Genomic DNA, 17,255 nt, shown 5'->3' with positions numbered 1-17,255 from the left:
AGCACGGCTCTAGGGAGTGGCACTACTCTTGCGCAAGCTGTGGCTACGAGTTTGCTGACTTGAGGCCCGCCATTAACGTGGACGACGCGCATTGTCAGTTAAATGAACTCTCTCGCGCCAACGGCCTAAGACTGTTGCGCGAGCGCAATTTTAAAAGACTCGTTCGTTCGCTCACGCTACTGCGACCCACCGCAGGTGGGCGCCTGTTAGATGTAGGGTCGGCGCATGGTTGGTTTCTGGATATTGCGAGTTCACACTTTTCCGTATTGGGAATCGAGCCGGACAGACGCATTTACGATGTCGCAAACGGCCAGGGTAAACCGGTTCGCTTTGGTTTTTTTCCGAGCGCACTTGGAGAAAAAGAAATTTTTGATGTTATTGTGTTTAATGACGTTATTGAGCACATTATAGATGTTGAAAGCGCATTGCGCGCGTGTAGTCGACACCTGTCGCCAGGTGGTTTGCTTTTACTCAATTTGCCCAGTAGTAGTGGGGTAATATATCGCTTTTCAAAAGCATGTTGTCGTGTAGGTATAAATTCTTTATTCGAGAGAATGTGGCAAAAGGGCTTGCCTTCCCCTCATGTCCACTACTTTAATGCTAGGAATTTAAGCCGGCTGGCGAATAAATTTTATTTTAAAAAAATTACGAGTGGAACACTTTCGACATTTAGCTTGCGCGGCCTCTATTCTCGTGTTTCTCAAGCAGGATCGCATGGCTTACTTGCTCGGCTTGTGGTATGTTTTTTTGCATCGTTATCTCTGCCACTTCTACGATTTGCGCCAGCTGACATTATTTATGTCATTTATCGTAAAGAATAGAGTCTAACCTGTGCCTACTGGAATATTCCTATGCCATTCATTTCATATGCCCAGAATTTCGAAGATGTGATCCTTTGGCGCGTTTTCAAATTGTTTGGACCGGGACGCTATATTGATGTTGGCGCTAATCATCCCACCCATGACTCGGTGACCAAGTCACTGTATGAGCGCGGTTGGCGCGGAATCAATATTGAACCCGTTGAGCACTACTATCAGGCACTTTGTGCCGAGCGCCCGGAAGATGTGACGCTCTGTGTAGCAGTAGGCGAGGCGCAGGGCGAACTAACATTTTATGAAGATCGTAATACCGGCCTGTCCACCCTCAGCGAAGAAATGCGCGATATTCAGCAAGCGGCCGGTATTCAATTTACTCCTCGCACGGTAAGGGTTAGCCGACTTGATGCCATATGCGAACAATACCTGCCGCCGTCCGAGCCATTTCATTTTCTCAAGATAGATGTCGAAGGCTTTGAAGAGCAGGTCCTGCGCGGGATGGACTTTGCTCGATTCAGGCCGTGGCTGGTGATGCTTGAGTCACCGTTTATCAAAAGGCCCGCGTGGGAGTCTCTGATCCTTGAGGCGGGCTATCAATATGCCTATTGCGATGGCATTAACTGGTACTACTTGGCTCAGGAACATCCTGAGTTGATTCCATGTTTCAGCATTCCGCCCAATATTCTGGATGAATTCCAGCTTTGCCACGGCCATCCACTCAGTTACCCGATAGAAGCGGATCAACAGCTTAAGATGGCACTGGCAGACGCCATGCGTCGGGCCGATGAGGCAGAAGCACAATTGGCCACGATGCATTCGAGTCGAAGCTGGAAATTGCTTCATGCGCTGGCCGGGATCAAGCGTCGCTTGTTTCGTTGAAGCGCTTGGTTCAGTCATTTACTCATAGTCAGGAATCTAGATTTTGCGCATTTCCAACCGTAAGCGTGTACTGGTGACCGGCGGCGCTGGCTTTCTCGGCTCGCACCTGTGTGAGCGTCTGCTGACAGAGGGCTGTGATGTGCTGTGCGTAGACAATTTCTATAGCGGCACCAAGGACAATATCGCGCACCTGCTGGGCAACCCGCATTTCGAGATGCTGCGCCACGATGTCACCTTCCCGCTCTATGTGGAGGTCGATGAGATCTACAACCTGGCCTGCCCGGCTTCCCCGGTGCATTACCAGCGCGATCCGGTGCAGACCACCAAGACCAGCGTGCATGGCGCGATCAATATGCTTGGTCTGGCCAAGCGCACGGGTGCCAAGATTCTGCAGGCCTCCACCAGCGAGGTGTACGGTGATCCGCAGGTACATCCGCAAACCGAGGACTACTGGGGGCATGTCAACACGACCGGTATCCGTTCCTGTTATGACGAAGGCAAGCGTTGCGCTGAAACCCTGTTCTTCGACTACCACCGTCAGCACGCGCTGCAGATCAAGGTGGTGCGCATCTTCAATACCTATGGCCCGCGCATGCACCCCAACGATGGTCGGGTGGTGAGCAACTTTATCGTCCAAGCCCTGCGCGGCGAGGACATCACCATTTATGGTGATGGCGCCCAGACGCGCAGCTTCTGTTATGTCGATGACCTGATCGAAGGCTTCGTGCGCATGATGGCCAGTCCGGCGGAAGTGACTGGACCGATCAACATGGGTAACCCGGTGGAGTTCACCATCCGTGAGCTGGCTGAAAAGGTGTTGCGCATGGTCGGTGGTACTTCACAGCTGGTGCTCAAGCCGCTGCCGCAGGATGATCCGCGTCAGCGCCAGCCGGATATCACGCTGGCGCGCACAACGCTGGACTGGGCTCCGCAAGTGCAGCTGGAGGCCGGACTATCCAGAACCATCGACTATTTCCGTCGTCTGGTGCAGGCATGAGTTTCGCTGATCACCCGCTGATTGTGGTCACCCCGGTTTACGAGGACGTCGAGGCCAGTAGCCGCCTGTTTATGGAGCTGGCCGTGCAGTTTGCCGGCAGGATCTTCGTGGTGGCGGTGGACGACGGCTCGGTGAAGACCTCGCTTGATATCGACAGTCTGCAGCGGGCTGGGTTGGAGGGTGTAATCCTGCAGCTGCGACGTAATGTCGGGCATCAGCGCGCCATCGCCATCGGACTGGGATATGTATCCGAGCGTATTGAGTCGCATCAGCGAGTGGTTGTGATGGATTCGGACGGTGAGGATCTACCCGCGACTATTCCTGATCTTCTCCAAGGGCTGGAACAAGAACAAGTCGACGTGGTGGTTGCCCAGCGCAAAAGCCGCATTGAAACGCTGAAGTTCAAACTGTTCTATGCCATCTACAAGCGCTTCTTCAGTCTGATGACCGGTCGCGCGATCAGCTTCGGTAACTTCATGGGACTGAAGGCGAATGCTGTCAGGCGTCTGGTGGCCATGCAGGAGTTACCCATTCATGTCGCCGGCACGGTGCTGGCCTCTAAACTGCGCACCACTGCGCGGCTGATCGATCGTGGCCCTCGCTATGCAGGCCAGTCGAAGATGAATTTTGTCGGCCTGGTGCTGCACGGATTTAAGGGGCTGATGGTGTTTGCTGAGGACGTACTGGTCAGGGTCGGTATCCTCTGCGGATTGATCGCCAGCTTTTCCATGGTGGGGATTACAGCGGCCATCATCCTGAAGCTGGTCGGTTTCTCGACCCCGGGCTGGTTTTCTGTTGCGCTGGGGATCCTGGTACTCATGCTTTTGCAGACGGGAGCTCTTGCTCTTATGACGCTTATGCTAACGGGTGTTGTGCGCGGCGGTACGGTGAGCAATGCGATTGCATACCATGATTTCGTCGAGCGCGTCATTGAAACCCGGGGACAGACTTCTCGCCCATGAAGGCCCCTTACATGGAGGTGCTGCGCTACGGAATCAATGGCATAGTCGCCACCGCCGTGCATTTCGCGGTACTCGCCTTCAATCTGCAGGTCTTGCATTTTTCCTCGGCCGGGTTGGCTAACCTGACGGCGGCTGTATTTGGTATCAGCGCTTCATTCGTCGGCAGCCGGTATTTTGTATTTCCGCGTACCGGGGAGCCGATTTTTGCAGAGGCGCTGCGCTTCAGTGGCCTGTATGGTGCCATCGCGTTGCTGCACGGCGCGGTGCTGTTGGTGTGGAGCGATTATTTCGGTCTCGATTACCGCGTGGGTTTTCTGCTGGCTACTGTCCTGCAGGTCTCTCTGAGTTATCTGGGTAACAAATTTCTGGTGTTCAAAATATGAAAGTGCTCAAGTCCGGCTTAGCCAGTCTGCTGTTCCTCGTCCTGCTGCTCGGTGTTTACTGGTTTCATGTACGGTATCTGCGGGTTGATGTGGTTTTTTACGCAGCTATTGCCGATGTGTTTATTGCGGCGATACTCGCAGCGTTGATTCTTTTCGGCATTCGTTACTTTGCGCTCTTTACGGGTTTTGAAAAGACTCTGTTGGTGGTGATCTGGTTGCTGGCGGGCTATGCACTGGCCATTTCGGTGCCTACGGTGATTGACCGTTCGTTGTCGTTCTACATTCTGGAAAAGCTTCAGCAGCGCGGCGGCGGAATCCGTCATGAGCGCTTTGAAGAAGTGTTCACCAAGGAGTACGTCAAGGAGCACCGTCTGGTTGATGTGCGACTTACGGAGCAACTCGAATCTGGAACCATTGCGATCGAGAATGGATGCGTGAAGCTCACGGAAAAGGGTGGGGCGATTGCAAGTTTCGGGCGTTACTTTAGAGCCAATTGGCTGCCCAAAAAGCGACTGTTGATGGGGTTTTATTCGGATGATTTGACCGATCCGTTCCGCAAAAGCGCGGAGTCGATGGACTATAAGTGCCGGTAGCCCTTTATATGAAAAGTCGATCGTATTTGTTGTGTGTTGTTGCGTTATTCGTTTGTGCTTTTGTCGCAGTTCCGCTCAGGCAGCTGCACGGGCTGGCGCTGATGCCTGGAGACATTGCTGATGCGCGCCTTAACAATTACTTCCTGGAAAATATTTATCAGTTTTTTTTCGGTGAATCCGAGTCGCTCTGGCAACTTGGGTTCTTTTCCCCCTTCCCTTATGTGCTGGGCTTTTCGGATAACCTGTTCGGCTCGGCGCCTGTATATCTCTTGGCCCGTCTTTTTGTAGCGGAGCCTGACACTGCCTTTCAGCTTTGGTTCTTGTTTGGTTATGTGGCGAACTTTGCTGCTGCCTATTATGCATTGCGCCTTCTGGGGGGGAGCCCGCTGGCTTCCTCGGTGGGGGCATTGATTTTTGCTTTCGCTTTGCCAACGACTGCCCATGCAGGCCATGCCCAGCTGCACTACCGCTTTGGCGTGCCGCTTGCCATGGCGTTCTTCACTCTTTTTCTGGAGCAGAAGAAATATCGCCTGTTGGTCATTTCAGGCGCCTGGTTGGTATGGCAGTTTTACGCCGGCATCTATATGGGATTCTTTACGCTATTGCTGCTCGCTGCCACAGTTTGCATGCATTTCGTCTTCAGCCGGTGCAGTTTGAAGCAACCTTTTGTGCAACCAATCCGAGAGCTGAACGCGCAGTGGCAGATTCAGGTCCGGCAGGACAAGTGGCGAATTCTGCTTTATCTAACTGGTCAGCTGATTGCGCTGGTGGTGCTGTTTTATCCGTATATCCAAGTATCCAGGCTCTACGGGGCAGTACGCTCATGGGGAGAGATAGCATCGATGCTGCCCCGGCCGCAAAGCTATTTTCTCGCCGATTTGTCTGATTTCTGGTCTTGGCCAACAGCAGGCCTCTTTGCCGATATTCCAATGCGCCATGAGCATCAGATGTTCATGGGAGCAATGCCAATGCTGTTGGCTGCAATGGGTTTTCTCGTGGGCGCGCGAAGCAGCAACGCTCATACATTCATGGTAATAGCCGGGGTTCTGTTTGGGCTTATTGCCTTGACCCTGAATGTTGGTGGGTTCAGTTTCTGGTATGTACTGCACCAGTTGCCGCTGGCTTCTGCAATCCGTGTAATGACACGTCTGGATCAGGTATTGCTCTTTCCCGTGGCCTACATGGTGGTATTGGCTATCGATTACCTCCGAGACAAGTGGCGCTGGGGTGGTCGGCTGGTCATGCTGGTCATCTTGCCGCTGGTGTTTCTCGAATGTGCTGCGACCTCCATGTATGTTAGCCATAAAAGCGAATGGCGTGATCGTTTATCGCTGATTGAGGCGACTGTGCCTCAGGAAGTTAATCCGGATGCCATCCTGTTTTTTGCTCAGCGTCAGGGGCCTTATTTCGCGGACGAGTTAGATGCGATGTGGGTTTCACTGCGGCATGGTGCCAAGACATTGAATGGTTACTCCGGTTTTGTACCTCCAGGTTATACCTTGGAATACGGGAAGGATTGTGCTGAGCTGCCAAGACGGCTGGCTTTATTCATGTCCTTCGTTGAAAAAAGCGACGATGAGAATGCGTACCTTGATTTCATGAGTAAGGTTGTTCCGATTGGTTTTGAAGGCTGCGATCCCGCGTGGGTAACCCAGATTCCAGGCAGTTTCTCTTTGCTGGGGCGGAGATACACCCAAGAGGAAATTCGTAAGCTGGATTATCGTTTCGGTAGCATAGCTAGGGTTGAGGGCCAGACCATTGTCTACTTAAGCATCCATAACACTGGAGATTTGACTATTGCTGCTGGATCCCGTGTTAACACGCCGATGCGTATTTCTTGGCGATTCCTGGATTCCACGGGCCTGCCTGCTTCTGGCTGGGATACCCGCATGGATTTACCATTCGATATCCCAGCCAAGGGCGAGTTGGCGGTTCGCCTGCCAATTGATTCAGCCATGGAAATCAAGGGCGGAAGTTTGCAGGTTTCCTTGGTGCAGGAAGGCGTTTTTTGGGCGCACGATATTGGCGTTCAGCCACTAACGATTCCATGGCAATAGGCCGCAAAAAATAAGAAAGTGGGTACGGATATGAAGATTGCGGTCGCAGGTCTTGGTTATGTTGGCCTGTCCAATGGTGTATTACTGGCTCAGCAGCACGAAGTAGTGGCTCTGGATATCTCGGCAAAGCGGGTGGAGCAGCTTAATCAGCGGATATCACCGATCCAGGATTCCGAACTGGAGGATTACCTGCGTCATCACGCCCTCAATCTGCGTGCAACCCTTGATCCTCAGGATGCCTTCGGTGGCGCAGAGTATGTGATTGTCGCTACGCCTACGGATTACGATTCGCAGACTGACGAGTTTGACACGAGCAGCGTGGAGGCGGTGATCAAGCAGGTGTTAGCCATCAACCCCCGGGCGGTGATCGTTATCAAGTCGACCGTGCCGGTTGGCTTCACGGAAGGAGCGCGGCAGCGTCTGGGCTGCGACAATTTAATATTCTCCCCGGAGTTCCTGCGAGAGGGTCGTGCCTTGCATGACAACCTGTATCCGTCACGCATTGTCGTTGGTGAGCGATCGGAGTGGGCCAGGGTCTTTGCCGAGTTGTTGTGTGATGCGGCGATCAAGAAGGGCATTCCGGTTCTGCTGACTGACTCGACTGAGGCGGAAGCGATCAAGCTGTTTGCCAACACCTATCTGGCCATGCGCGTTTCATTTTTCAATGAGCTGGACAGCTATGCCCTTAGTCATGGTCTCGACAGCCGTCAGATCATCGAGGGTGTCGGTCTGGATCCGCGGATTGGCAGCCACTACAACAATCCTTCTTTTGGCTACGGCGGTTACTGCCTGCCCAAGGACACCAAGCAGCTGCTGGCCAACTACCGTGACGTTCCACAGAACCTCATCCGCGCCATTGTTGATTCAAATCGCACGCGCAAGGATTTCATTGCCGAGGATATTCTGCGCCGCAGCCCCGCCGTGGTCGGTATCTACCGGCTGATCATGAAGAGTGGTTCGGACAACTTTCGCGCATCGAGCGTCCAGGGTGTGATGAAGCGGTTAAAGGCTAAGGGTGTGGAGGTAGTCATTCATGAGCCGGCGCTCGCAGAGTCTGAGTTCTTCAAGTCACCGGTCATTCAAGATCTGGCTACATTCAAACGCATCTGTGATGTCATAATCAGCAACCGGATGACTGACGACCTGCAGGATGTGGCCGGCAAGGTCTATACGCGGGACATCTTCGGCGAAAATTAATCCCCCCAATCATGAACTGCCCGTCTGCGGGTGTTTCGGTATATGAGGCCGCATGCGCAAGTCGGGAATAATCAATAGTCTGTCGCTAGCCTGGATGCTGGCAAAGCGTGATCTGCTAAACCGCTATGCGGGATCCTATGCCGGTGTGTTCTGGACCATTGGCGTGCCGCTGCTTTATGCGCTGATCAATGTGGTGGTGTTTTCTACCCTGATGAGCGGACGTATGGGGGCGCGTTATGGCGACATACCTTTTGCGTTGTTCTATTTCATTCCGTTTTCGTTGTGGATTCTTTTTTCCGAGGTGGTCGGGCGCAGCACCGGCATTCTGCGAGAATACCGTTATCTGGTCAGCAAGATTGCCTTTCCGTTCTGGGTGCTGCCGCTGATTCCTCTTGCCTCGGCATTACTGAGTCAGGCGATCATTCTGCTGTTGGCGTTTGGCCTGATGCTTCATTACGGCATCAGCATAGGCGACACTGCGGCCATCTATCTTCTGGTGTGGATGGCTTGTCTGCTGCTGACGCTGGGTGTCGCTTATGCTGTCGCAGCGTTGTCCGTGTATATCCCTGATCTCGGGCAGGTCGTTCCGGTGGTTGTGAACATTCTGTTCTGGCTGACTCCGATCCTCTATCCGGCAACCTTGGTCGAAGAGCATGGTGCGCTTTGGGTGCGCAAATTGATCATGGACTGGAATCCATTTTTCTACCTCACCGAGATTTCCCGTCATGCCGTCTTCGCTACGGCCGAGGTGGACTGGTTGGCGCTGGCGCTTCTGTTGGCGCTGGGTGCAACGATTCTGGTGGCCGGATTTGTTCTGTTTCGCCGACTGAAATCCGGTTTTGCCGATGTACTCTGAACTGGACCTTCAGCCATGAACTCAACGCCCGTATCGGAAGCCATTATCGAGGTCTGCGAGGTTTCCAAAATCTACCGCAGCTATACGCGCCCCAGTCAGCGGATGCTTGAGTTGCTCTCACCCGGCCGCAAACAGTACTTCCGGGAGACCCGTGCGCTGGATGGCGTGACACTCAGCCTGATGCCGGGCAGCCGGTTGGGGATCGTCGGGGAGAACGGCAGCGGCAAGAGTACCTTGCTCAAGGTGCTGTGCGGGGTTCTGACGCCCAGTGGCGGCAGCGTCAGTGTGCGCGGCCGGATTTCTGCTCTGCTCGAACTCGGAGCCGGTTTCAACCCGGAGTTGTCGGGGCGTGAGAATATCCGCCAGTTCTGCATGTTGCATGGCATGCAACATGACGAGATCGCCGAGGCATTGCCCGAAATCATACATTTCAGCGAGCTGCAGGATGCCATCGAACATCCGGTTAAAACCTACAGCAGCGGCATGGCCGTGAGGCTCGGGTTTTCTTGTGCTGTATATGTGAAACCGGAAATCTTGATTGTCGACGAAGCCCTGAGCGTGGGCGATGCGTATTTCCAGAACAAGTGTCTGCATAAGATTAAATCGCTGCTGGATGGGGGGACGACCTTTCTTTATGTCACCCATTCAGCCGACGGCATTCGTTCGCTATGCGACCAGGGGCTGTGGTTGGAAAACGGAAAAGTCAGGCTGCAGGGCAGTTCGCGGGAAGTAGGCGCGGCTTACCAGTCTGAAGTATTCCGACGTATGGCCAGTGCCGGTTTGCAGAAAAACGTCACGGTCGCGCGAGCGCCATCCGCCGAGAAAGCGACCAAGTCGGACAGGCATCAGGCTTTTGCCGATCGGGTAGAGTCTCTTCGCACCGGCAGTGGTGAAGTGCGTATTCAGGAAATTGTCTTACTGGACGAGCAGGGAGCGGAGACGGACCATGTCCCATTCGCCAGCCAGCTTTGTGTCAGGGTGTTTTATCAGGCGTTGCAGGAGGCCGTGAGTGGGCTGACTGTGACGCTGGGCATCACTGATGACAGCGGCCGCCAGCTGATGCATTTCAACGCCGCTGCCGAAGGCATCTTCATTCCTGCTGATGGCTCACATGTGCTGCGTGTCATGGAGTTCACTTTTAATTGCCCGCTGTGTCCCGGCGAGTATGGGCTTATCGCCGGTATTGGTAGCTTTGTGGAGAATCCTGTGAATCGGGGGCAGTTACTTATTGGAGAAATAACCGATTACTGCGCAGGTGGAGCACGATTTTCCATTTCCTACCCTGAAGATGGCCAGAATGTTTGGGGGGTCGTACATGCTCCCTGTTCTGTTTCACAGTACTCCTTGGACTGACGCCATGATCTCCAAGTGGTCACCAAGTTTTGTTTCTCAGGATCATTCTTGGCTTCCGTATTTCCCTGGAAAAGTAAGTTGCATTTGTTCCCGAGCTTCCTTGAAAAGGGTGTTGTTATGAACGTCAAAACCCTGCTAGTCACCGGCCTCGGCGGTTTTGTCGGTTGCCATTTGCGTGCCGCGTTACCTGCTATGACCGGCTGGAAACTGATCCCGGAACAGGCTTACGACCTGCTGGATCCCGCTTCACTTGATGCATGGCTCCAGCAGTGCGTGCCCGAGGCGGTGATTCACCTGGCCGGACAGACCTTTGTCCCGGAAGCCTTTAAGGATCCTGCACATACTTTGCAGGTCAATGTGCTGGGTACGCTAAATCTACTGCAGGCACTGAAGCGTGCCGGATTTAGCGGCACCTTTCTGTATGTCAGTTCGGGTGATGTGTATGGTCAGGTCGGCGAGTGTGATCTGCCAATCAATGAGCAATTGCTCCCGAAGCCACGCAACCCTTACGCGGTCAGTAAAGTTGCGGCTGAGTTGCTCTGTCTGCAATGGAGCTATAAGGAGTGCTGGCGCATCATGGTGGCGCGTCCTTTCAATCATGTCGGGCCCGGTCAAAGGGAAGACTTTGTTATACCGGGCGTTGCCAGGCAGTTGGCGCGAATTCGCAAAGGCCTGCAGGCGCCTCGCATCGACATTGGCGACGTTGATGTTACTCGTGATTTTCTCGACGTTCGCGACGTAATCAATGCCTATTTTTCTTTGCTCGAACACGGTCACAATAGTGAGATTTACAACGTTTGCTCGGGGCAGGAGCAGCGGATTAGTACCCTAATCGAGCAGATGGCAACCATCGCCGGCCTGAATGTCGATCTTCATCAGGATCAAACTCGCCTGCGGCCCAGCGAGCAGCGGCGAGTAATGGGCAACTCGCTGAAACTAAGAGAACAGACCGGGTGGACGCCTGGCATTTCAATCACAGAGACCCTACAGAGCGTGCTTTCTGACTGGGAACCAAGAGTAGAAAGAGAATGACAAGAACTGCTTTGATCACAGGTATTACGGGCCAGGACGGCGCATATCTAGCCAAACTGCTGCTTGAAAAGGGCTATGAAGTGCATGGTCTGGTCGCGCGTCGCAGCTCGGATACGCGTTGGCGTCTGCGCGAGCTGGGCATTGAGGGCCAGATTCGGTATCAGGAAGGTGACTTGGCAGATGCCTGTTCGATCCAGCGCGCCGTGATCAAGAGCAAGCCCCAGGAAATTTATAACCTGGGTGCTCAAAGTTTCGTAGGCAGTTCATGGGACCAGCCGGTCACTACCGGCATCGTGGGTGGCCTGGGCGTGACTCATGTGCTTGAGGCGATCCGTCAGTTTTGCCCTGACAGCCGTTTCTATCAGGCGTCTACCAGTGAGATGTTTGGGCTTATCCAGGCCGAACGGCAGGACGAGAACACGCCGTTCTATCCCCGCAGCCCCTACGGGGTGGCCAAGCTCTACGGCCATTGGATAACGGTTAACTATCGCGAAAGCTTCGGCTTGCATGCCTCCAGCGGCATTCTGTTCAATCACGAATCGCCGCTGCGCGGTCTTGAGTTCGTCACCCGTAAGGTGACCGACGCTGTAGCGCGTATCAAGCTGGGCAAACAGCACGAATTGCGCATGGGTAATATCGACGCCAAACGCGATTGGGGCTTTGCGGGTGATTACGTCGAGGCCATGTGGCTGATGTTGCAGCAGGACCGGGCCGATGATTATGTGATAGCCACGGGTGTTACCACCACAGTGCGGGATATGTGCCGACTAGCTTTCTCATGCGTTGGTCTGAACTACGAGGATCATGTGGTCATTGATCCGCAGTTTTTCCGCCCGGCCGAGGTTGACGTGCTGTTGGGCAATCCAGACAAAGCTGCTCGTCAACTTGGCTGGAAACCAAGCACCAGCCTGGATCAACTTATCGGCATGATGGTGGATGCTGATTTGTTCCGTGTTGGTCGGGAGTAAAGCCGTGCTCATTGTCCCTGTGATCATGTCCGGTGGTGCCGGCACGCGCCTCTGGCCGGTATCTCGCGAGGGTCATCCCAAGCCATTCATGCGTCTTCCCGATGGTGACTCGTTGCTGGGCAAGGCCTATGCGCGTGCCGCTGCGCTGACTCCGGAGGGTGGCGAGATCGTCACGGTGACCAACCGTGAGCACTACTTCACCAGCAAAGATCACTTCTTTGAAAGTCGTCTTCCCCGTCATCAGGCGCGTTTCGTTCTTGAGCCAGAAGGGCGCAACACCGCACCGGCGATTGCAGTGGCAGCCCAGGCACTGGGTGCTAGGTACGGTGATGAAGTCGTGATGGTGGTGATGGCGGCGGATCACCTGATACAGGATGTAGAGGGTTTCCGGCGTTCAGCTGTTCATGCAGCCCAGTTGGCGCGAATAGGCTATTTGGTCACATTCGGCATCCCTCCCTGCGCGCCGGAAACAGGTTTCGGTTATATCGAGTCCGGTGAGGTGCTTGACGAGGCGGGCGGCTGCCGGGTTCTGCGCTTCGTTGAGAAGCCGGACCTGCATACGGCCCGCGAGTATCTGCAAAGCGGCCGATTCCTCTGGAACTCGGGAATGTTTTGCTTCACCGCCGGCACTCTGTTACGCGAATTGGCTCAGCATGCACCGGAGATAGCTGATCTCTCGGCCCGGTGTATTGCTGCCAGTCCCGCGCACGAAAGCGCCGGCGTGTTGCTTCAGGAACTGCACAGCCAGAGTTTTGTCGCCCTGCCGGACATTTCTATTGACTATGCGCTGATGGAACGCTCAAACCAGGTCGTGATGGTACCTGCAGCCTTTGATTGGAGCGATATCGGCTCGTGGGGAGCGCTGTCGCAGCTGGTGCCGGCCGATGAGGAGGGTAATCGTGTTCAGGGCGATGCAATCCTTATAGACACACACAACACCTTCGTTATGGGTGAGGGGCGTCTGATAGCGACGGTGGGCGTTGACGACCTTATTGTCATCGATACGGCTGATGCCGTACTGGTGGCTCGTGTCGACCGCGCTCAAGAGGTGCGTCAGGTAGCCAAGTTGCTTAAAGAGCAGAATCACGAAGCCTATCGCCTGCACCGCACCGTGGCCCGCCCTTGGGGGACTTATACGGTTCTGGAGGAGGGGGTGCGTTTCAAGATCAAGCGCATCGTGGTCAATCCGGGTGCTGCATTGTCACTGCAGATGCATCACCACCGCAGCGAGCACTGGATAGTTGTTCAGGGCGTGGCCAAGGTCACCAATGGAGAGACCGAATGCCTGATCGATACAAATGAGTCCACTTTCATTCCTGCTGGCCATCGACACCGCCTTGAGAACCCCGGAGTACTTGATCTGGTGATGATCGAGGTGCAGAGCGGCGAGTACGTGGGCGAGGATGACATCGTGCGCTTCGATGACAAGTACGGGCGGGTGCAATGATCGTTGCCTGGGCGATTCAGGTTGGCAGTCGCTGTCAAGTAACGTACCTTCCGGCACCCGAAAAAGATGAAGGTGTCGAATGCGTTTTCTGATCGAATGCACCTACGTTTATGAGCATCCCGAGGTCAACTCAGGCATCCAGCGGGTGGTGCGCAGCATCATCAAGCAGCTTGGTACAATAACGCCGCTGGTCGAATGCATACCGGTGATGATGCGTGCCGGAAAGCTTTATCGGGTTAACAGTCTGGCGCCACTGAAAGTAGGTCGGGATGCTACCGTGCGGCAGTACCTGATTATTACGCTTGATCATCTGCGTAATCGCTATTTCTTCTGGCACTCACGCCTGGAGCGGCTGTGGCCATTTAGCCGTTCGCTGCTCCTGCGCCGCCTGTTGTTTATCCTGGCAAAACTGGGCAGTCTGTCGATCACGCTGCCATTGCGTTTGGTGCTATGGCTGAATCGTCGCGCCAAACCTGCGCTCGATCGGGCCGAACCATTGGAGGCCGTGAGCGGTGACCAGTTGATTCTGCTGGACTCCTCCTGGCATGCGGACTTTTTCCCGACGGCGGAAAAGCTCAAGGCCAAAGGTGTCGGGATCATTTCGGTCATCTACGACCTTATCCCGCTGACTCACCCGCAGTTCTGCGATGCAGGTCTGGTGACCGTATTCGACAAGTGGTTCGACTGGATAGCCCTTACGGCGGATGGTTTCATGGCTATTTCCGAGACCATCAGCGAGCAAGTGGCCGCCGAGATGACCAAGCGGCTCGGACCGGTCGAGGCCGCCAAGCGCTGGCATGGGCATTTTCATCTGGGCTCGGAACTTGATCAGGTTGGTCGAGGCCGGCATGGCAGTGCCGAGCTGCAGGAGCTGTTTCGTTCATGCGATCCGGTTTACCTGATGGTCAGTACCATCGAGCCGAGAAAGAATCATGCTTACCTGCTGGATGCCTTTGAGCTTCTGTGGGCGCAAGGCAGCAATGCTCGTCTGTGCATCATTGGCAAGATCGGCTGGAAATGTGATGACTTGGTTTCGCGGATTCGCAAGCATCCCGAGTGGAACCGCCGGCTGTTCATGTTCAACCGGGTCAACGATTCGGGTCTCGAGTTTGCCTATACCAAGGCGCGGGCACTGGTTTTTCCCTCCTACGTGGAGGGTTTCGGTCTGCCGCTGGTAGAGGCGATGCAGCGAGGATTGCCCGTATTTGCCAGCGACATTCCGGTTTTTCGCGAAATCGGCGGTGATTTTGTCAGCTACTTCGATTTGCAGGCCCCGGCGAGTCTTGCCAATCAGATAGCTGAGTTCTCTATTACAGGCCAGTTTCCAGCCGCCCGGCCTATTGAGGATTGGTGTTGGATCGGATGGCGTGACGCGAGCCTCCAGTTGGTTGAAAGAACTCTTGAGGGGATCGCACCACAAGTTCCTGCCCATCCGGCAACGGAACTTGCAGATGCGCATCGCATTTAATGCCGGCATCCTGCGAGCACCACGTACTGGCATCGGCCAGTACGTTGCTGAACTGGCAAACGCGTTGCGTGCAGACAGTGAGCTCTGTCTTGAGCTGTTTGATGGCTGGGGATGGCAGCAGCAGTTACCGTCTTCTGCCATGCCAGGCTACTCGCGATTGAGTAGTCTGGTTAAACGGGTGCTGCCTGACGCCTACACCTTGCGCCGCCGTTTGCAGCAAAAGCGCTTCAACGAGGGTGTCCGGCGCCTTAACCCCGCGCTTTATCATGACCCGAGCTTGTGGCCATTCGAGTTCGACGGGCCAATGGTCATGACTATGCATGATCTGACCCATGTGCATTTTCCTGAAACTCAGCCCAAGGATCGCCTCGTCGAGATTGAGCGGCATGCTGCGCATAGTGTCGAGCGGGCCCAACGCATCCTGGTGGATTCGGACTTTATCGGTGCCGAGGTTTGTCGATTTTACGGGGTAGCGGCCGATCGGGTGACGGTGGCGCCGTTGGGCTGTGCTGCGCGCTTTCACCCCCGAAGCGTGGAGCAGTTGACTGCGCCGCTGCAGGCCCTGGGTTTGTATCCGGGCGAGTACTTGTTGTGTGTGGGTACAGTGGAGCCGCGCAAGAACCTGCAACTGGCCCTGCGCGCTTTTGAGCAGTTACCGGCGGCTGTGCGCTCACGCTATCCGCTAGTGATTGTTGGCATGCCGGGTTGGCGCACTGAGCAATTGGCGGCGCCGCTGCAACGAGCCATCGTCAGCGGGCAAGTGCGACTACTCGGCTATCAGAGTGATCTTGCCGTTGCCGAACTGCTGGCTGGCGCGCGCTTGCTGGTGTTCCCGTCGCTGTATGAAGGCTTTGGTTTGCCCGTTCTGGAAGCCATGGCCAGTGGCACGCCAGTGCTGCTGACGCGCAGTTCGGCATTGCCGGAAGTAGCCGGTGAGGCGGGCACATATATCGATGCGCAGAATGAACAGGTCTGTGCTGCGGCCATGCTGCGGCTGATTGATGATCAAGCGTATTGGCAACAACAACGGGATGCCGGTCTGCTGCGCGCCCAAGCATTTTCCTGGCAGCGCTGCGCGCAGATCACTGCGCGCGTATACCGACAAGTTGTGGAGTCCTGATGCGCGTTTTGCACTTTTTCAAAACCTATCTGCCAGAATCGGTGGGTGGCATCGAGCAGGTGATTTATCAACTCTGCCAGAGCGGGATTGCCCACGGCATTCAGGGCGAGGTACTAACCCTCAGCGCCAACCCACAGCCTCGAGAAGTTATGGTCGCCGATCACAAAGTGCATCAAGCCAAGCTGGACATTCAGCTGGCCTCCACCGGCTTCTCTTACAGCGTGATTAAACGCTTCCGCGAGTTGGCGGCAGAGGCCGATGTGATTAACTACCACTTTCCCTGGCCGTTTATGGATGTGGTGCATTTCACTGCGCGCATTAACAAGCCTACGGTGGTGACCTATCACTCGGATATCGTGCGGCAGAAACACTTGCTGCACCTGTATAGTCCGCTGATGCACCGGTTTCTGAGTCAGGTTGACCGCATTGTCGCGGCCTCACCTAACTATCTGGCCACAAGTGAGGTCCTCAAGCATTACCGCAACAAGACGGTGGTGGTCCCGTATGGTTTGGATAAGAGCAGCTATCCGGTTCCGACGAATGACTGTGTCGAGAGTTGGCGTCAGCGCTTCGGCGAGCGCTTCTTTCTGTTTGTCGGCGTGATGCGCTACTACAAGGGCCTGCACATTCTGCTTGAGGCTGCACAGGGCACGGATTACCCAGTTGTCATAGTCGGCGCTGGCCCGCTGGAGCAGGAGCTGCGTGACCAAGCCGTCACGCTAGGCTTAACCAATGTGCACTTTCTCGGTCGATTGGGTGAGGAAGACAAGGTCGCCTTGTTGCAGCTCTGCAGCGCAATCGTATTCCCTTCGCATCTACGCTCCGAGGCTTTCGGTATTTCTTTATTAGAGGGGGCCATGTACGGCAAACCGATGATTTCCAGCGAAATCGGCACCGGCACCAGCTATATCAATATCCACGGCGAAACCGGCTTAGTAGTGCCGCCGAGCAACGCCGCAGCTTTCCGTGAAGCCATGCGCACACTATGGAACAACCCAGAGCAGGCACAAGAAATGGGGCGCAAAGCTGGACAGCGTTATGAGCAGCTATTCACCTCTGAACAGATGGGCCGGCAGATGGCGCAGCTCTACCGCGAGCTGTTAGAGCATAAAAAATAACGAGCATAAA

16 protein-coding genes are annotated in these 17,255 nt (G+C 54.8%); all 16 read left to right on the top strand.

Annotation, left to right across the window (positions count from 1 at the left end; genetic code table 11):
- Positions 1-77: 77 nt before the first annotated feature.
- Entirely contained in the window at positions 78-821 is a 744-nt protein-coding gene (locus BLT89_RS15865) for a class I SAM-dependent methyltransferase (RefSeq protein ID WP_157718893.1), read from the top strand.
- A gap of 30 nt (positions 822-851) precedes the next feature.
- Complete coding sequence (locus tag BLT89_RS15860) at positions 852-1,694, top strand: FkbM family methyltransferase (protein WP_090197642.1); 843 nt, start codon at positions 852-854, stop codon at positions 1,692-1,694.
- A gap of 43 nt (positions 1,695-1,737) precedes the next feature.
- Entirely contained in the window at positions 1,738-2,691 is a 954-nt protein-coding gene (locus BLT89_RS15855) for a UDP-glucuronic acid decarboxylase family protein (RefSeq protein ID WP_090197639.1), read from the top strand.
- Positions 2,688-3,653, top strand: a complete 966-nt coding sequence (locus BLT89_RS15850; RefSeq protein ID WP_090197638.1) for a glycosyltransferase — start codon at positions 2,688-2,690, stop codon at positions 3,651-3,653. The genes BLT89_RS15855 and BLT89_RS15850 overlap by 4 nt, the downstream gene beginning before the upstream one ends.
- Before the next feature lie 11 nt (positions 3,654-3,664).
- Positions 3,665-4,036, top strand: a complete 372-nt coding sequence (locus BLT89_RS15845) for a GtrA family protein (RefSeq protein WP_197673518.1) — start codon at positions 3,665-3,667, stop codon at positions 4,034-4,036.
- On the top strand, positions 4,033-4,629 hold the full coding sequence (locus tag BLT89_RS15840) for a hypothetical protein (RefSeq protein WP_090197633.1): 597 nt from the start codon (positions 4,033-4,035) through the stop codon (positions 4,627-4,629). The genes BLT89_RS15845 and BLT89_RS15840 overlap by 4 nt, the downstream gene beginning before the upstream one ends.
- An 8-nt stretch (positions 4,630-4,637) precedes the next feature.
- A complete protein-coding gene (locus BLT89_RS15835) occupies positions 4,638-6,686 on the top strand; it encodes a hypothetical protein (protein ID WP_090197630.1) in 2,049 nt (682 codons plus the stop codon).
- Between the two features lie 30 nt (positions 6,687-6,716).
- Positions 6,717-7,883, top strand: a complete 1,167-nt coding sequence (locus BLT89_RS15830; RefSeq protein ID WP_090197627.1) for a nucleotide sugar dehydrogenase — start codon at positions 6,717-6,719, stop codon at positions 7,881-7,883.
- A 52-nt stretch (positions 7,884-7,935) separates the two neighbouring features.
- Positions 7,936-8,739 carry an ABC transporter permease gene (locus tag BLT89_RS15825; RefSeq protein WP_090197624.1) on the top strand — a complete coding sequence of 268 codons (804 nt, stop codon included), beginning with the start codon at positions 7,936-7,938 and terminating at the stop codon, positions 8,737-8,739.
- Positions 8,740-8,754: 15 nt separating this feature from the next.
- The gene (locus BLT89_RS15820; protein ID WP_090197620.1) at positions 8,755-10,092 is read left to right on the top strand and encodes an ABC transporter ATP-binding protein; all 1,338 of its coding nucleotides are present in this window, start codon (positions 8,755-8,757) and stop codon (positions 10,090-10,092) included.
- 117 nt (positions 10,093-10,209) lie between these two features.
- Positions 10,210-11,124, top strand: coding sequence for a GDP-mannose 4,6-dehydratase (locus BLT89_RS15815; RefSeq protein ID WP_090199123.1), 915 nt, complete (start codon positions 10,210-10,212; stop codon positions 11,122-11,124).
- Positions 11,121-12,092, top strand: a complete 972-nt coding sequence (locus BLT89_RS15810) for a GDP-mannose 4,6-dehydratase (protein WP_090197618.1) — start codon at positions 11,121-11,123, stop codon at positions 12,090-12,092. The genes BLT89_RS15815 and BLT89_RS15810 overlap by 4 nt, the downstream gene beginning before the upstream one ends.
- A gap of 4 nt (positions 12,093-12,096) precedes the next feature.
- Complete coding sequence (locus BLT89_RS15805; protein WP_269457168.1) at positions 12,097-13,539, top strand: mannose-1-phosphate guanylyltransferase/mannose-6-phosphate isomerase; 1,443 nt, start codon at positions 12,097-12,099, stop codon at positions 13,537-13,539.
- Between the two features lie 79 nt (positions 13,540-13,618).
- A complete protein-coding gene (locus BLT89_RS15800) occupies positions 13,619-15,007 on the top strand; it encodes a glycosyltransferase family 4 protein (protein WP_090197613.1) in 1,389 nt (462 codons plus the stop codon).
- Entirely contained in the window at positions 14,991-16,127 is a 1,137-nt protein-coding gene (locus BLT89_RS15795) for a glycosyltransferase family 4 protein (RefSeq protein WP_090197610.1), read from the top strand. Before BLT89_RS15800 ends, BLT89_RS15795 begins: the two co-directional genes overlap by 17 nt.
- A complete protein-coding gene (locus tag BLT89_RS15790; protein ID WP_090197608.1) occupies positions 16,127-17,245 on the top strand; it encodes a glycosyltransferase family 4 protein in 1,119 nt (372 codons plus the stop codon). The genes BLT89_RS15795 and BLT89_RS15790 overlap by 1 nt, the downstream gene beginning before the upstream one ends.
- The last annotated feature ends 10 nt before the right edge of the window (positions 17,246-17,255 follow it).

The sequence above is a fragment of the Pseudomonas pohangensis genome (assembly GCF_900105995.1).
In the GTDB taxonomy this organism is placed as follows: domain Bacteria; phylum Pseudomonadota; class Gammaproteobacteria; order Pseudomonadales; family Pseudomonadaceae; genus Aquipseudomonas; species Aquipseudomonas pohangensis.
Note: the sequence above shows the minus strand (reverse complement) of the source record. Positions and strands in the feature narration are given on the sequence as shown.

Bases quoted from the DNA above. Each gene is read 5' to 3' on its own strand.
- BLT89_RS15860 (WP_090197642.1), top strand. From the start codon at position 852: ATGCCATTCATTTCATATGCCCAGAATTTCGAAGATGTGATCCTTTGG.
- BLT89_RS15850 (WP_090197638.1), top strand. From the start codon at position 2,688: ATGAGTTTCGCTGATCACCCGCTGATTGTGGTCACCCCGGTTTACGAG.
- BLT89_RS15845 (WP_197673518.1), top strand. From the start codon at position 3,665: ATGGAGGTGCTGCGCTACGGAATCAATGGCATAGTCGCCACCGCCGTG.
- BLT89_RS15840 (WP_090197633.1), top strand. From the start codon at position 4,033: ATGAAAGTGCTCAAGTCCGGCTTAGCCAGTCTGCTGTTCCTCGTCCTG.
- BLT89_RS15835 (WP_090197630.1), top strand. From the start codon at position 4,638: ATGAAAAGTCGATCGTATTTGTTGTGTGTTGTTGCGTTATTCGTTTGT.
- BLT89_RS15830 (WP_090197627.1), top strand. From the start codon at position 6,717: ATGAAGATTGCGGTCGCAGGTCTTGGTTATGTTGGCCTGTCCAATGGT.
- BLT89_RS15825 (WP_090197624.1), top strand. From the start codon at position 7,936: ATGCGCAAGTCGGGAATAATCAATAGTCTGTCGCTAGCCTGGATGCTG.
- BLT89_RS15820 (WP_090197620.1), top strand. From the start codon at position 8,755: ATGAACTCAACGCCCGTATCGGAAGCCATTATCGAGGTCTGCGAGGTT.
- BLT89_RS15815 (WP_090199123.1), top strand. From the start codon at position 10,210: ATGAACGTCAAAACCCTGCTAGTCACCGGCCTCGGCGGTTTTGTCGGT.
- BLT89_RS15810 (WP_090197618.1), top strand. From the start codon at position 11,121: ATGACAAGAACTGCTTTGATCACAGGTATTACGGGCCAGGACGGCGCA.
- BLT89_RS15800 (WP_090197613.1), top strand. From the start codon at position 13,619: ATGCGTTTTCTGATCGAATGCACCTACGTTTATGAGCATCCCGAGGTC.
- BLT89_RS15795 (WP_090197610.1), top strand. From the start codon at position 14,991: ATGCGCATCGCATTTAATGCCGGCATCCTGCGAGCACCACGTACTGGC.
- BLT89_RS15790 (WP_090197608.1), top strand. From the start codon at position 16,127: ATGCGCGTTTTGCACTTTTTCAAAACCTATCTGCCAGAATCGGTGGGT.